Annotated in this window: 9 protein-coding genes; 6 read left to right on the top strand and 3 right to left on the bottom strand. The window is 48.3% G+C overall.

Annotated features, from left to right (window positions below; all coding sequences use genetic code 11):
* Positions 1-192: 192 nt before the first annotated feature.
* Positions 193-705, top strand: coding sequence for a GFO_1088 family ECF-type sigma factor (locus HMPREF9141_RS05745; RefSeq protein WP_007367628.1), 513 nt, complete (start codon positions 193-195; stop codon positions 703-705).
* Positions 695-1,174, top strand: coding sequence for a PG0215 family putative anti-sigma factor (locus HMPREF9141_RS05740; protein ID WP_007367627.1), 480 nt, complete (start codon positions 695-697; stop codon positions 1,172-1,174). The genes HMPREF9141_RS05745 and HMPREF9141_RS05740 overlap by 11 nt, the downstream gene beginning before the upstream one ends.
* A gap of 1,009 nt (positions 1,175-2,183) precedes the next feature.
* Here HMPREF9141_RS05740 and HMPREF9141_RS05730 read toward each other — a convergent pair.
* Positions 2,184-4,484: a TonB-dependent receptor gene (locus HMPREF9141_RS05730; RefSeq protein ID WP_007367624.1), complete on the bottom strand. Its 2,301-nt coding sequence runs from the start codon at positions 4,482-4,484 to the stop codon at positions 2,184-2,186.
* Between the two features lie 115 nt (positions 4,485-4,599).
* Here HMPREF9141_RS05730 and HMPREF9141_RS13350 point away from each other — a divergent pair, with 115 nt between their 5' ends.
* Entirely contained in the window at positions 4,600-4,764 is a 165-nt protein-coding gene (locus HMPREF9141_RS13350) for a hypothetical protein (RefSeq protein WP_007367623.1), read from the top strand.
* A gap of 537 nt (positions 4,765-5,301) precedes the next feature.
* Here HMPREF9141_RS13350 and HMPREF9141_RS05725 read toward each other — a convergent pair.
* Positions 5,302-5,760, bottom strand: coding sequence for a hypothetical protein (locus HMPREF9141_RS05725; protein WP_007367622.1), 459 nt, complete (start codon positions 5,758-5,760; stop codon positions 5,302-5,304).
* A 497-nt stretch (positions 5,761-6,257) separates the two neighbouring features.
* Between HMPREF9141_RS05725 and HMPREF9141_RS05720 the strand changes: the two genes are divergently transcribed.
* The 3 genes from HMPREF9141_RS05720 to HMPREF9141_RS05710 all read left to right on the top strand — a co-directional run bounded on the left by HMPREF9141_RS05720 (position 6,258) and on the right by HMPREF9141_RS05710 (position 11,424).
* Positions 6,258-7,484: a spore maturation protein gene (locus HMPREF9141_RS05720; RefSeq protein ID WP_007367620.1), complete on the top strand. Its 1,227-nt coding sequence runs from the start codon at positions 6,258-6,260 to the stop codon at positions 7,482-7,484.
* A gap of 70 nt (positions 7,485-7,554) precedes the next feature.
* Complete coding sequence (locus HMPREF9141_RS05715) at positions 7,555-9,003, top strand: oligosaccharide flippase family protein (RefSeq protein WP_007367619.1); 1,449 nt, start codon at positions 7,555-7,557, stop codon at positions 9,001-9,003.
* A 297-nt stretch (positions 9,004-9,300) separates the two neighbouring features.
* Entirely contained in the window at positions 9,301-11,424 is a 2,124-nt protein-coding gene (locus HMPREF9141_RS05710) for a S46 family peptidase (RefSeq protein WP_007367617.1), read from the top strand.
* A 459-nt stretch (positions 11,425-11,883) separates the two neighbouring features.
* Here HMPREF9141_RS05710 and HMPREF9141_RS05705 read toward each other — a convergent pair whose 3' ends face one another.
* Positions 11,884-13,785, bottom strand: a complete 1,902-nt coding sequence (locus HMPREF9141_RS05705; protein ID WP_040554580.1) for a DEAD/DEAH box helicase — start codon at positions 13,783-13,785, stop codon at positions 11,884-11,886.
* Positions 13,786-14,529: the final 744 nt, after the last annotated feature.

Below are 14,529 nucleotides of genomic sequence, written 5' to 3'. Positions count from 1 at the left end.
CCCGCCCCTGGCTGATGCTTCCATTCCCGGTCTTCAAGACACTTGCCGCCCCTGCCGCAAGGGAACGGAAAGCGGCAGGAAGCAGGGGGAGCAAAGCGCAGCCGATAACTTAACGAAAGTTAAACGTCGGCTTTTCCGTCCGCCCCCCTGTAACTTATCCCCATCCATAATCGTCATATATACAGAGAGAAGATGAAGAAAGTCAGTTTCCGTAACGATGTGTTGCCGTTGAAGAACGAACTCTTCCGGCTCGCACTCCGTATCACGCTCAACAGAGCGGAAGCCGAGGACATCGTGCAGGACACACTGATAAAGGTATGGAACCGCAGGGAAGAATGGAATGCCATCGACTCCATCGAGGCTTTCAGCCTGACGGTATGCCGGAATCTGTCGCTCGACCGCATCAAGAAGAAAGGGAACGATAACGACTCCCTCGAAGATGTGAAGGCTGCCGAGCCCCTCGCTTCATCCAATCCGCAGGACCGTATGATCCAGACGGACAAAGTCCGCCTCATCAGGCAGATTGTAGACGGACTCCCCGAGAAGCAACGGAGCTGCATGCAGCTGAGAGACTTCGAAGGGAAGACCTACAAGGAGATAGCCGGTGTCCTTGACATCAGCGAAGAGCAGGTAAAAGTCAATATCTTCCGGGCACGGCAGACGGTCAAACAGAAATATTTGAAATTAGACAATTATGGATTATAAGTACATCGAGCAATTACTGGAACGCTACTGGCGATGCGAGACATCCCTCCAGGAGGAGGAGATTCTCCGTATGTTCTTCTCCCAGGAGGACATTCCAGCTGCCTTGCTGCCTTATCGTCATCTGTTCGCCTATGCACAGAGTGAGAAGACGGAGGAGGTGTTGGGAGATGACTTTGACCGCAAAGTCCTGGGCCGCATCGAGGAGGAAGAACCTGTCAAGGCGCGCGTCATAACCATGCGCCAGCGGTTTATGCCGCTCTTCAAGGCGGCTGCTGTCGTGGCCATCTTCCTCACATTGGGCAATGCCATGCAGGTGGCTTTCTCCGATGGAGACGGCCGGCAGGCTGTCTCGGCCACAGCGGCGGTGGAAAAACCGCAGGAAGGGCCGTCCGTTGCCAAGGCCGACTCCGTGAAGGGAGACACCTTGCAGCACAAGATACAGAGTCCTGTGTCTACCCTCACAAAGTAAAGACAATTTCTATGCTTTCTCTATAATAATCATTTTTAGTTAAACAAGCAGAGGCTGTGAAGTCTCAATTCTCTCAAATTTTTCATAACATACTAATGTAGAAGAACCGATGCTCCACGTGGGTGTCGGTTTTTTCTTTTCCCCTCTCAAGAGGTTCTCTCCCTCTGGTCCGGCGGACGGGCTGGCAGGTGGTAATGGCAGGCTGTAGAGCGGGATGCGGTGTGCTGCCCTTTCGCATGAAAACACAGAAACACGAAGAGTCCGGTCGGTTTCATCGCAACGGTCTGCAGATGCAGGGACTCCGGCTTTCTGCTTTTTCAGATTCCCAAGGCAGTCCGAATGCCATGGAGTGTCTTGTACAATGGGATGGAAAGGCGGGGGAGGGAATGCTGCATCACAAGGAAGCGCCGGCGGTGCAGGGGTGGCGACCTGCTGCCGTGTGCTGCCGGTGCCTGTCAGAGGAGGAATGGAAACCGGACAGCTTCTTTACAGATCTGAAAGTATTTTACATTCTGCAGATGAAAATCCCCTGTTCTCTTACTGAAGAAACTTGCCGGGAATGGGGATAACCTGCCCCTGGACTCCAACCGGCCGTCACCTATGTTCCAACTAACGCCCGTTAGCATCCCAAGAGGGCGTTAGTTGCAAGCCAACTAACGCCCTCTTGGAATGTTGTCAGGCACCTTTTCCTGTAAGATCTCTATGTGTCTGTCTATAAGTGATTTGCTACCTCTCTTGAGCCCTGTTCCTTTTCCGGTTTCATTCGTTCCCCCTTCCGTTTCCGAACAGATTGCCTCCTCACATCCTCCTGATAAAACAAAAGTAATTTTTATGGACAAAACATGCGCTTTTAAAACAACTTTTCCTGTCACTTCCGTCACGCTTCCCTAATTAATGAGATGTTTATATACAGGGGACTGATGAAAAATATTAAAATGATAGCAGGACAAAATCGGCTCTATAGTTTAAATCGTTTTTAATTTGACAGTATTTGAAACTGAAAGACTTATTATCTTAATCGGCCGTTGGATGGAGTGTAATCTCGATATTCATCTACGACTCTTTGGCCTTTATTGAATACATATTTAAGCGACAATCTGAATATTGGTCCAATGTGCCGTTGATAAGAGGAATATTGACCATCAACATAATAGAATACTCTTTTAGCATCTCTTGCAAATACATCATTAAGAGTCAATCTAAGCTGAAGATTCTTTTCTTTTAACATCATATATTGTAGCTCAAAATCTAAAGAGCCATTTGCTGCCGCATTCATTAAAGAGGATTTATATGTTGGATAATAATTTCCATCTATTGATAAGTAAATCCTACTTGCCGGAGAGTAACTTATATTAGAATGAATGTTATAATTAACATACGAACACTTTCGATCAGCAGGCAATGAGAATTGGTTTTTAAAGTTATATAGCTTATCATAAGCGAGGTTGAACTGGAATTGTCCCATAATTTTCTTGTCTGCAAAACGATACGGTATGACTATGTTTGTCTTAAACGTCTGTTGATCTGCAATATTCTGATAGGTACTAGACAAATGTTTACCATTTGAGGAAAAAACATTTCCAATGAAGTCATATGTTAGTATATATGAAAAATTAAGATTCATATATTTAAATAGTGTGTTATAAATAACAAAGCCGTATGCTTTATTTGGTTTCAGATCCCGATTACCATACATAGATACCATATCATTAGCTTGTCTTTCTCCATACACCATCCATGAATATTTCGGCCTGTTTATATTTGAGACAATACCAATAATCGAATTATAATTATTCAGATTAATATACGTCAACAAGGATGGAAAGAAATTGACATAATGATTGCTGTTGTTGTTAGTAGTAGAGGAATATGTATATTGTGTATTCTCCATTCGTAAACCAAGACGTGTAGATACTCGCTTAGAAAATGTATATTTTGCTTGCGCATATAGACCTGTTAGCACTTCATGACCAGAAAATGATTCATCAACATCATTTCTATCCATGTTGACATGTGAATAGATAACATGATCTTTCACTTTATTATAGTCCACTTGTAGCCCATAAGAGAATAAAAAGGATTTTACTTCTGAGTTTAAATCTATATTAAATGTATTCATATATCCACTCATTCTCAAGTCTGAACTCTTGTATACCTCATCTTTTGCCAGGTAATCCAATTTAGAGTTATCATTACCGTAGGAAAAGGCATATGTCAAATGGCCATTTGCCCTTTTGTTGATAGAAGGTAAAGTATATGACAATGAAATATTATAAAGGTCACTATGGGCATGTTTGTTCGCAGTATATTGATTGATGTTATAATTGTTCCAAATTAAATCGGCACTGCCTTTATCGTAATATACAAACGCATTAAGACTTAATTTGGATTTGTTTGTAAACTCATAAATTGTACTTCCTCTATATGTAAACACATTATTTCTGCCATCGCTGAAATTATGGTCATCAAGGATTTTGAGACCATTATACGACAAGCTATCTGTAGATGACTTGTATATTCTTTCGTTTGCAAATGAAAGCGTGCCATTATAAAGCCATCTACTTTTCTTTACCATATAAAAAATATTTCCACCAGTATCATACATTCCATGTGGGAAAATTGAAGTAAAAGCATATGGTTGTACTGACTGACCCAGGGGTATATTGCTTTTAGTATTAATATTTATAACAGCCTCGGTGGATGCACTATATTTCCCTGAATTGACAAAAGTCAGTTCTATATTTGCAACAATATTTGCAGGTAAACTCTCCAGAAAAGCCTCCAATGATTGTGGTGAAATATTTTGCTTTACATTATTTACATATATGACTGCATTTTTCCCACCCAAAGAATAATTTCCATTAGAGTTCTTAACAATTCCTGGGATATGACGTAATGCATCTGACAATTGCAAATTTTGTTCCATCTTCATTTTTCCAAAATCGACAACGACCATTCCATCTTTCCTGTATATCCAGTTACTTTCAACCACAACCTCATTCAGCATCTCATATTTGGGCTTAAGATAATATGTTGTCCCATTACTTGTTAATTTTGTTGTGAGAGAATTAAAAGATATATGGCTCATAGAAATAATGTGGCTATCTTTCAATGCAACACTATCTAATTTAAAGTAGCCATGGCTATCTGTTAAAGCAAACAACTCGCTATTATTGTCGACTTTTACCAACACATTAGCAATGGCAGTAGAATCTATTTCATCGAATACATATCCATCTACAACTTGTCCAAATAAAGGAAGGGTTGCAAAGAACAGAAACGACATAATGTATACTGTTTTTTTTGCCATATTTGTATTACATTATATAAACGCTCCAAATTTACACATTCTTTTGGTGAATACCACGTTTTACAAGTTGTTTTTCACAAAACCGTATCGATAAATAATATTTAAAACATCTATTGTGCAAAAAGCTGTTGATGACCACCTTGATTGTATAGAGGAATTTATCAACATTCCACAATTAAAGAACTATCTTGAGGGGTTTGACAAACCAGATGCGGTTACGGAAGTTCTTAAAGAGATTATACTTCAAAGTAAAGTTGAATTTAATTTTGAAGATGACTAAATAGGTCGCTTATTCAGGGTTCTTCCGTTAAAGGGATAGATTTATACGATTGCTAACACCATGGGAAGGTCTGTGCCCGCCTTCCAAAACGTCACGTACTTGTTTTTCAACCAACTGTAAATCAATGTTGCATAGAGCTTGATGGGTGATACAGATCCCTTGACATCCCATAAACATCAAAGAACCTCATCTACGCATTTTATGGAGGGATCGGTTCTTCTGTATGTGTGATTCGTTCACTTTAGGCAATGGACACAAAACGACTTTTCCTGTCACTACCGTCACACTTGTTCAATAATTAAAGTGCTTATATACAGTGGATTGGTGAGAAATGTTAAAATGACGGCAACCAAAACTAAAACTTATATTGCGAGAAAAGTCAGTCTCCTGAAAGGGCTTTTGTGGGAACATGAAGGCCCACACAAGGGACAAGTCTTCACATTTCAGGCAGGTTTTATCGCTCTCCTTCCGGAATGGGGGATGAAAGCGGGGGGAGCTGTGTCCCGGTGGTTCTGTATGGGATGTACGGGGAGGCGGCTATACTTTCTCTCTTTCAGGACAGCACGCCAGCGTATGTCTGACACCTGATATAATCTCCCCCATTTCCAGCGCGTTCAGTCCTCTGATCAATACGTTCGGTTCTCTGATGTCCAGTGCATAGTTGGAAAGTGCGGGGACACAGTGGAAGAAAGGAAGATCGACAGGATCTCCTTTCCGGGACGTACTGACAAAAATGAGGCGTATGTCGGCGAATCCGTTTTTACCTTTCCTGTACAGCTCGTTGGGGAACATCGGCAGAATGGTGTTTATCCCCTCCGTCACGACAAAACTCAGGATGGGCTTCTTCCCCTCCTTCGTATAGCAATGCGGTTTTGCCATACAAGCCTGGGCCCACAAGTCTGCCTCCTCCTCTTCCTCCGCCATCACCTCTGTCGTGTGCTGATTGTTCCGGCATTCCTTATGCCTGTTTTTCTTGAAGAAGTCAAATATACCCATATGGTCTGCTGTTACTGTATTGTTCTTTGCAAATGGAATAAACCTGATGTGCGCAATCGGAATACAGACAATGCGCTATTCCGAAAACTCTTGGTTGCAAAGTTAAAAACTTCATGGAACAATCAGCCTGCTTTGTACGTTAAAAAGATTAAATGGTATATGTGATACAGGGTTGTCATCGACAAAAACAGGGAATGACAGCCTGTTTCACCTGCTTTTGAAAAAAACTCAATAGGATATGCCTCGTGCGTTTTCCCACGGTTGGATGGTACGGAACAGGAAGTGTCTGTCTGTCTTTTTCATTTATTTTACTGCGGGTTCACACACAGAATGGATTGTCTTTCCTTTAAAGAAAAAGCATTTTCTTTATCCGACTGGATTATAGTTCGGGAATTTTATCTAAATTTGCAATGGGAAAGAATGGTGCCTTCTGCGGGGCTGTCCGTCCCCGCCCCTGAAAACAATCAAACAATGAACAGCTGTAACAGACAAACTGAATGGTACTGAACTACATTTGGATAGCATTCTTCCTTATTGCCTTCGTCTTCGGAATCATCTCTCTGCTGACGGGTGACACGACGATCTTCCAGAAGATGGTGGATGCGACCTTTGATTCGTCCAAGACCGCCTTCGAGACATCATTGGGACTGACCGGAGTGCTGGCACTGTGGCTGGGCATCATGAAAATCGGTGAGAAGGCAGGTGTCGTAAACGTGCTGGCACGGATACTCAGTCCTCTTTTCACCAGACTTTTCCCTGACATCCCGAGGAACCACCCTGTCATGGGGTCCATCTTCATGAATATTGCATCGAACATGCTGGGACTTGACAATGCGGCCACGCCTACCGGACTGAAAGCCATGGCACAGATGCAGGAACTGAATCCGAGGAAAGACACGGCAACGAATCCGATGATCATGTTCCTGGTGCTGAATACGTCAGGGCTGACCATCATCCCGACGACCATCCTTGCCTTCCGGAGCTCGTACGGAGCTGCCCAGCCGACGGATGTGTTCATCCCCATCCTGCTTGCGACGACCGTTGCAACGCTTGCCGGAATCATCATCACGGCCGGCTGGCAGCGCATCAATATCTTCCAGCCTGCTCTGCTTGCCGCCCTTTTGGGGCTGACGGTTTTCGTGGGGCTGGTGATCTGGGGATTCGGACAGATGGACAAGCAGACGATGGGTACGGTGACCTCCGTCGCCTCCAATCTTATCCTCATGTCGATCATCGTCCTTTTCATCGGTGCCGGCCTGCTGCGGAGAGTAAACGTCTATGACGCTTTCATAGAGGGAGCCAAAGAAGGGTTCTCTACAGCCGTGCGTATCATTCCCTATCTGGTTGCCATCCTCGTGGCAGTGGGCGTGTTCCGTGCGTCGGGTGCGATGGACCTGCTGATAAAGGGAATACAGTGGTGTGTGGGGCAATGCGGACTGAATACCGATTTCGTCGGTGCGCTGCCGACTGCCTTCATGAAGCCGCTGTCGGGCAGCGGGGCACGCGGACTGATGCTGGAAGCCATGAAGAGCTACGGCCCCGACTCGTTTGTCGGCAGGCTCAGCTGTATCTTCCAGGGCTCGACGGACACGACTTTCTACGTTCTGGCTGTTTACTTCGGCAGCATCAGCGTGAAGTACACAAGACACGCTGTAGCGTGCGGACTGCTGGCGGACCTGGCCGGCGTGATTGCCGCAATAGCCGTCTGCTATGTTTTCTTTTAGATGACGACAGGACGGTGACCAGACGATAACAGGCAATATAAGCGGTAATAAGCCCAATAACAAAGCGACAATGGCAAATTTAAAATCACTTGCAAAGGACACTGCCATCTACGGTATGAGCAGTATCATCGGAAGGTTTCTGAACTATCTTCTCGTCCCCCTCTATACAGCAAAGATCAGTGCGGCGAGCGGTGGTTACGGTGTCATTACGAATATCTATGCCTATACGGCGCTGCTGCTCGTCATCCTGACCTATGGCATGGAGACCACTTTCTTCCGTTATGCCAACAAGACGGACCAGAATCCACAGAAGGTTTATTCCACTGTCCTGTCGATGGTAGGACTGTCGTCACTGCTGTTCATTGCAATGGTTTTCGTCTTCCTGCAACCCATCTGCGGTTTCATGGGCTACTCGGCGCACCCCTCTTACGTATGGGTAATGGCGGTTACAGTGGCGATTGACGCCTTCCAGTGCATTCCTTTTGCCTACCTCCGGTACAAGAAGCGTCCGATAAAGTTTGCGGCATTCAAGCTGCTGTTCATCGCTCTGAACATCGTCCTGAACCTTGTCTACTATCTTGTTCTCGGCGGACATGAGGTGGGTTACGCCTTCTACATCAACCTTGTCTGCACGGGAACCATCACCTTCTGCTTCTGGAGAGAACTGAAAGAAGGTTTCTTTGCGGGCGGGAAGCTGCTTGATATGCCTTTGGCGAAGAAAATGCTGTCGTATTCCTGGCCGATTCTTATCCTGGGTATTGCCGGAATACTGAACCAGACGGCAGGCTACATCCTCTTCCCCTACGTCTACAAGGGAAACGATGCACACGCACAGCTCGGTATCTTCGGTGCCGCAAGCAAGATCGCCATGATCATGTCGATGATCACACAGGCTTTCCGATATGCCTATGAGCCGTTCGTCTTTGGCAAGGCACGCGACAAAGACAACAAGGAGACCTATGCCCGCGCCATGAAGTTCTTCATCATCTTCACGCTGCTGGCGTTCCTGGTGGTAATGGGGTACATGGATGTTCTGCGCCATATCATCGGCCGGGACTACTGGGTAGGACTGCGGGTCGTTCCTGTCGTGATGGCGGGCGGCATCATGACGGGTGTTTATTTCAACCTCAGTTTCTGGTACAAGCTCATCGACAGGACCATCTGGGGAGCCTACTTCTCGGGAATCGGCTGTGCTGTAATCATCGGCATCAACGTGGTTTTCGTACCGCACTACGGCTACATCGCCTGCGCATGGGCTGGCTTCCTGGGCAATGCAACGGCAATGGTATTGTCGTATCTCGTCGGCCAGCGCAAGTATCCGATAGACTATCCGCTGAAGAGTATCTTTACTTATGTTCTGATAGGCGGACTGTTTTTCGCCATTATCGCTTACAGCAACGCCAACCTTTCAGTCCCGGCAGCATTGGGTGTCAACACGCTGGTCATCATCCTCTTCATTGCACATATCGTCTATCACGACCTGCCTTTGGCACAATTGCGCCGACGCATATCAAAATAGTGGCTTTCTGCAGTCAGAGAAACAGCTCTAAGCCGATAAAGGAAAGCCGAAGATGTAAAGGAAGCCAGGGGACGGCGGCTCCAAACGACACAGGAGTAGATTTTAACGGACACCGAAGAAAATTTCCTGAAGGATGCCGAAGACGACTTCTGAAGGAGAATGGAGAGGAAAAGAACGCAGCCGACGGCACCGTCTGTCAAAAACCTCCGACTGCCAAAACATATTCCCCTTCCCCCTCCGGCTTCTTGAACTCCCAGGAAAGCAGTATAAATATATCATTCAACAAATAATACGAATATGAAAAAATCAGCTTTGCTTATCGCCGGACTTCTCGCATGGGGAAGCACATCCATGCATGCCGACGAAGGTATGTGGACGCTCTACAACCTCCCTGATGCGGTCTACGAACAAATGGTTGCCGAGGGATTCCAGCTGCCTTGCGACATGCTTTACAACTCGCCCGATGCCATCAGCAATTACGTTGTCAACTTTTCAGGATTCTGCTCGGGTGTCGTCGTGTCGCCGGATGGACTTGTGTTCACCAACCATCACTGTGGCTTCAGTGCGATAAATGCCCATTCCACCGTTGAACACGACTACATGAAGGACGGATTCTATGCCAGAAACTACGTCGAGGAACTGCCCAATGAAAATATGTTCGTGTCGTTCATGAAGAACCAGCAGGACATCACGGACCGTGTCAATCGACTCATTGCAGGCAAGGATGCCGAACAGACAGAGGCCGCCATCGACTCTCTGACGAACCACATGACCGACTCCGTAAAGGCGATTGACAAGACCTTACACGTGACCATTGACCCGTTCTACGAGGGAAACAAGTATTACGCAACGACCTATCAGGACTTCCCTGATGTCCGGCTGGTGTTCACCGTGCCCAAGAGCATGGGAAAGTTCGGCGGTGAGACGGACAACTGGATGTGGCCGCGGCAGACCTGCGACTTCTCCGTCTTCCGCATCTATGCCGACCCCAAGACCAACGGACCGGCGGCTTACTCGAAAGACAACGTACCTTACCATCCTGCTCACTGGGCGCCGGTGAGCCTTGAAGGCTACAAGGACAAGGACTTCGCCATGACCGTCGGATATCCCGGTTCGACCAGCCGCTATCTGTCATCGTATGGAATACAGCAGCGTCGTGACGTCGACAACACGACCCGTGTACAGGTGCGTGACATCAAGCTCGCCATCATGAAGAAGTACATGGACCGGAACGAGAAGACCCGCATCCAGTATGAGAACAAGTATGTCGGCTCTGCCAACTACTGGAAGAACTCGATGGGAATGAACAAATGTATCGATTCCATCGGCCTTATCCGGCAGAAGGCGGAATACGAAGCGAAGATACAGAAGTGGCTTGATGCCAAAACCGTGAAAGACCCGGCTGTAAGCGTAGACTTCGCCAAGCTGGGTAAACTCTATGAGACAAGCAGGGAACCGGCATTAGCCCAAGCCTATTGGAACGAATCGTTCTGGAGGACATCGGAGTTTCTCCAAAGAACCTTCGACCTTTCGCGCGGAGCCATCGAGCTGCAAGGACCGAAAGACGACCCCAAGAAACAGTATATGCAGTTCAAGGACAACAGCGATGAATGGAATCTGGCACTCGACAAGGAAATGACAGCGGCCATGCTGAAGAACTACGCAGGCCATGTGCCGGCCAGGTATCTCCCTGATTTCTACAAGACTATCAAGGACAAGTTCGGCAACAACTATAAGAAGTACACTGACTGGGTGTATGCCAACAGCAAGCTGCTGACAAAGGGGCATAAATTCTATAACGATGAGAAGAACCTCAAGGACCCGGGCATACAGCTGGGTGTTCAGCTTATCATGGTCTACCAGGCAATCATGGCAGACCTGTCAGAAAAGGAAGAATCCATCGAAAATGAAGAGAAGAAACTCTGTGAGGCAAAGGTGCAGATGGAGATGGATATGCCCCATTACAGCGATGCCAATTTCACAATGCGTCTCTCTTACGGACAGGTTGGGGGCTATATGATCGGTGGCTTCAACAGCAACTATTATACGACAGCCGAGAGCATTGTCGAGAAGATGAACCGTGGCGCAAAGGTTGAAGATTATCAGGCAGAACCAGTCATGAAGGAGCTGATGAGCGTCAAGGACTTCGGTCGTTACGCTGACAAGACAACCGGAAAGATGCAGCTCTGCTTCCTTACCAACAACGATATTACCGGCGGAAACTCCGGCTCACCGATGTTCGATGGCAAGGGACGGCTCATCGGTCTTGCCTTCGACGGCAACTGGGACAGTCTTTCAAGTGACATCAACTTCGACCGTAACCTTGCCCGTTGTATCGGTGTTGACATCCGTTTCGTCCTCTATATGATGGACAAATGGGGACATGCCGACCGCCTGCTGAAGGAAATCAACCCGCAGTAAGCAAGATGCGGCGGCACAGCAAAGACGAGTGCCCTCTCAAAGGTAAGCCTCTTCCCGACATCCGGCTTACAACGACTGTACAACAAGCAGACAGCCCTGTCCCGGTTCCGACAGGGCTGTCCTTGTTTCGTGAAGTATCGGCAGAGGGAAGCGTAGGACTTTACAGCACGGGTCTTTTCCCTGCATGAATGTCAATGGAGGAAGCCGTCCGTGATGCCTTGCAGGAATGTTGCAGACACTTTGTACGGATAAGCGGACGTGTCAGGACCCGCTTCCGACGGAAGACAGCTTCCGGCTGCAAAGAACAACCGCTACCAGAGAGTCGAAAACTCGATGATAGCGGTTGTTCTGATGTTTATGAGGGTTTGATACGGTCAGCAGGGAACAGAGGTCTTTCCCGATTCGGAGTTCCGGCACGTCCTCATGCTGTTCCCAAAGCCCGGAAACGATGATAGCCGGCTACTTCTTCGGCCGGCGGCGTGCCCAGCCTTCCTCCGAGAAGTCCGGTTCCTCGCCTTTCAGCTTGGCCGACGCCCCCTTCATGAGTTCCTTCCAGTCGTCCTTCTTGAACTTGTGCTGTGCGAAGGAGAAGTCCTCTTCCGGTTCCCGGCGGCCGCGTCCCTTGCGCTCCCGGCTGTCCTGCCGTCCTTCTCCCCGGCTTCCGTAACCGCCCCGGCCACTGGCTGCCCGGCCTCTGTCCGACCGTCCATGCCCGCCTTCTTCAGCGTCATTGCAGCGTACCTTGCGTCCCTTGTACGTCGTGCCGTCCAGTGCCCGCATCACCTTCTGTGCATCCTGTTCCGGCACTTCGATGTAGCTCTGTTTGGACAGCAGGTCGATGTGTCCTACCTCCTGATGGCCGTGTACGTTCTTGTTGATGAACTGCATCACCTCGCCCGGATAGAATCCGTCGGTCTTGCCGAGGTTGATGAACAGCCGTCTGTAGCCGCTCTCTGCCTTGCGCTGGCCGCGGCTGCGTCCGGACTTTCCCTCTCCGCGGCCGCTGCGGGAACTCTCCCGTGAGCTGCGTGACGACGGTTTCTCTATCTCCGGCGCATTCTTGTAGTAGTTCAGGAAACGTCCGAAAGTGGCTGTGACGATCTTCTTGATGATATCTTCCTTGTCGATGTACTCGAACTGGCGGTTGATGTCCGTCATGTATGGTTCGATCTGTTCCTCGTCGACATCCGTCTTCAGGATGTCGTCCATGGTCTTGAACAGCTGTTTCTTGCAGATTTCTTCCGGTGTCGGCAGCGTGCCGTCCACGAACTCCTTGCCGATTTCCCGTTCGATGTTGCGCACCTTGTGCTTCTCCCGGGAGTGGATGATCGAGATGGATGTGCCCTTCTTGCCCGCACGGCCTGTACGTCCGGAACGGTGGGTATAGTTTTCAATATCATCCGGCAGGCCGTAATTGATGACGTGCGTCAGGTCGTTCACGTCCAGTCCACGTGCAGCCACATCCGTTGCCACGAGGATCTGCGTGAGGTGCGAACGGAACTTCTGCATCGTGAGGTCGCGCTGCTGCTGCGAGAGGTCGCCGTGCAGCGATTCGGCGTTGTAGCCGTCCTTGATCAGCTTGTCGGCAATTTCCTGCGTCTCCACCTTCGTGCGGCAGAAGACGATGGCGTAGATCTTCGGATAGAAGTCCACCAGCCGCTTCAGGGCAAGGTACTTGTCGCGGGCATTCACCATGTAATAGATGTGGTTGACATTCTCCGCACCCTCGTTGCGGCTGCCCACGACGATTTCCTTGTAGTCGTGCAGATAGCCCTTTGCCACCCGTTCCACGTCACGGCTCATCGTAGCCGAGAACAGCAGGGTGTTGCGGTCTTCGGGCACACCGGTCAGTATCTCGGTGATGCTCTCCTGGAAGCCCATGTTCAGCATCTCGTCGGCCTCGTCCAGGACGACGTTCGTCACCTTGTCCAGGCGTGCCTTGCCGCGGTGCATGAGGTCGATGAGACGGCCCGGCGTAGCCACGATGATCTGTACTCCATGGCGCAGCTGATGAATCTGCGTCTCGATGGAGGCACCGCCATAGACGGCGGCGATGTGCAGATGGGGGATGTACTTGCCGAAATCCTTCAGGTCGTCTGCAATCTGCAGACAAAGCTCACGTGTCGGACTCAGCACTACCGCCTGAGTGTCCTTGCTGCCGGTGTCGATCCGTTGCAGCAGCGGCAGGCCGAATGCGGCCGTCTTGCCCGTACCGGTCTGTGCCAGTGCGATGACGTCGTTTCGGTTACCGAGCAGATAGGGGATTACTTCTTCCTGTACAGGCATTGGATGTTCAAATCCAAGCTCACTGATGGCGCGGCGAATCTCTTCGCTCACACCCAACTCTTCAAATGTCTTCAAATTCGTTTGTTTATGATTTATTATCCTAATATAATAAGGTAAGTGCGCCACCAAACGAACCCACAGAAAGACACTCGCCTGTGACTGGCTTCCATCAGTCAGCACGCAGACTCTCAGGTGGCATATTTACCTTTATCGGCGTGCAAAGGTACGGCAAGATTTTGAGATGAGCAAATAAAACCGTTTAAAATTGGCCTTAATCCCTGATTTCTATACCGTTTCAGGGTGTCTGCCGGCCCGGTTCCAGCCGGCCATGCGCCGGACAGGTCTTACAATCCCCGTGCCGTGTAGAGAAATGGCCGATAATTGAATATGAATGCCGTGCGTCTGTTATAAAGTCTAAAAGCACCGTTAATTATAGGATATTTTACATTCTATTCTGCACTTTTTTTGTATCTTTGCCCTGTCAAATAGAAAAATAGTCGTTATTAAAGTTAATTATTTGAGTTAGTACAAGAACACACGGCTTGCGTGAGCAAGTCTGATGTTAAACGAAAGGCTTCGCAGGGATGCGGAGCCTTTTTCGATTGTCAGGGCCGCAAGGAGCCGTGGTTCGCATGGGCGTGACGGTACCGTGCGGCGGTCGATGTTTCTGGCGGGAATCCGGCTGGTGGATTTTCCGAATCTGCCTTAAACAGTGTCATTGAAGACAAAGAAAAGTAAAAAACAGAACAGGTTCACATCTTTTTCTTTACTTTTGCAGGAGCGTGACAGGAGAAGATCCGTCTTCGGGTCAGCGGAAAT

The organism is Prevotella multiformis DSM 16608 (assembly GCF_000191065.1).
In the GTDB taxonomy this organism is placed as follows: Bacteria; Bacteroidota; Bacteroidia; order Bacteroidales; family Bacteroidaceae; genus Prevotella; species Prevotella multiformis.
Note: the sequence above shows the minus strand (reverse complement) of the source record. Positions and strands in the feature narration are given on the sequence as shown.

Excerpts from the sequence above, each read along its gene's own strand:
- HMPREF9141_RS05710 (WP_007367617.1), top strand. The coding sequence starts at position 9,301 with ATGAAAAAATCAGCTTTGCTTATCGCCGGACTTCTCGCATGGGGAAGC.
- HMPREF9141_RS05730 (WP_007367624.1), bottom strand. The coding sequence starts at position 4,484 with ATGGCAAAAAAAACAGTATACATTATGTCGTTTCTGTTCTTTGCAACC.
- HMPREF9141_RS05745 (WP_007367628.1), top strand. The coding sequence starts at position 193 with ATGAAGAAAGTCAGTTTCCGTAACGATGTGTTGCCGTTGAAGAACGAA.
- HMPREF9141_RS05740 (WP_007367627.1), top strand. The coding sequence starts at position 695 with ATGGATTATAAGTACATCGAGCAATTACTGGAACGCTACTGGCGATGC.
- HMPREF9141_RS05720 (WP_007367620.1), top strand. The coding sequence starts at position 6,258 with ATGGTACTGAACTACATTTGGATAGCATTCTTCCTTATTGCCTTCGTC.
- HMPREF9141_RS05725 (WP_007367622.1), bottom strand. The coding sequence starts at position 5,760 with ATGGGTATATTTGACTTCTTCAAGAAAAACAGGCATAAGGAATGCCGG.
- HMPREF9141_RS05715 (WP_007367619.1), top strand. The coding sequence starts at position 7,555 with ATGGCAAATTTAAAATCACTTGCAAAGGACACTGCCATCTACGGTATG.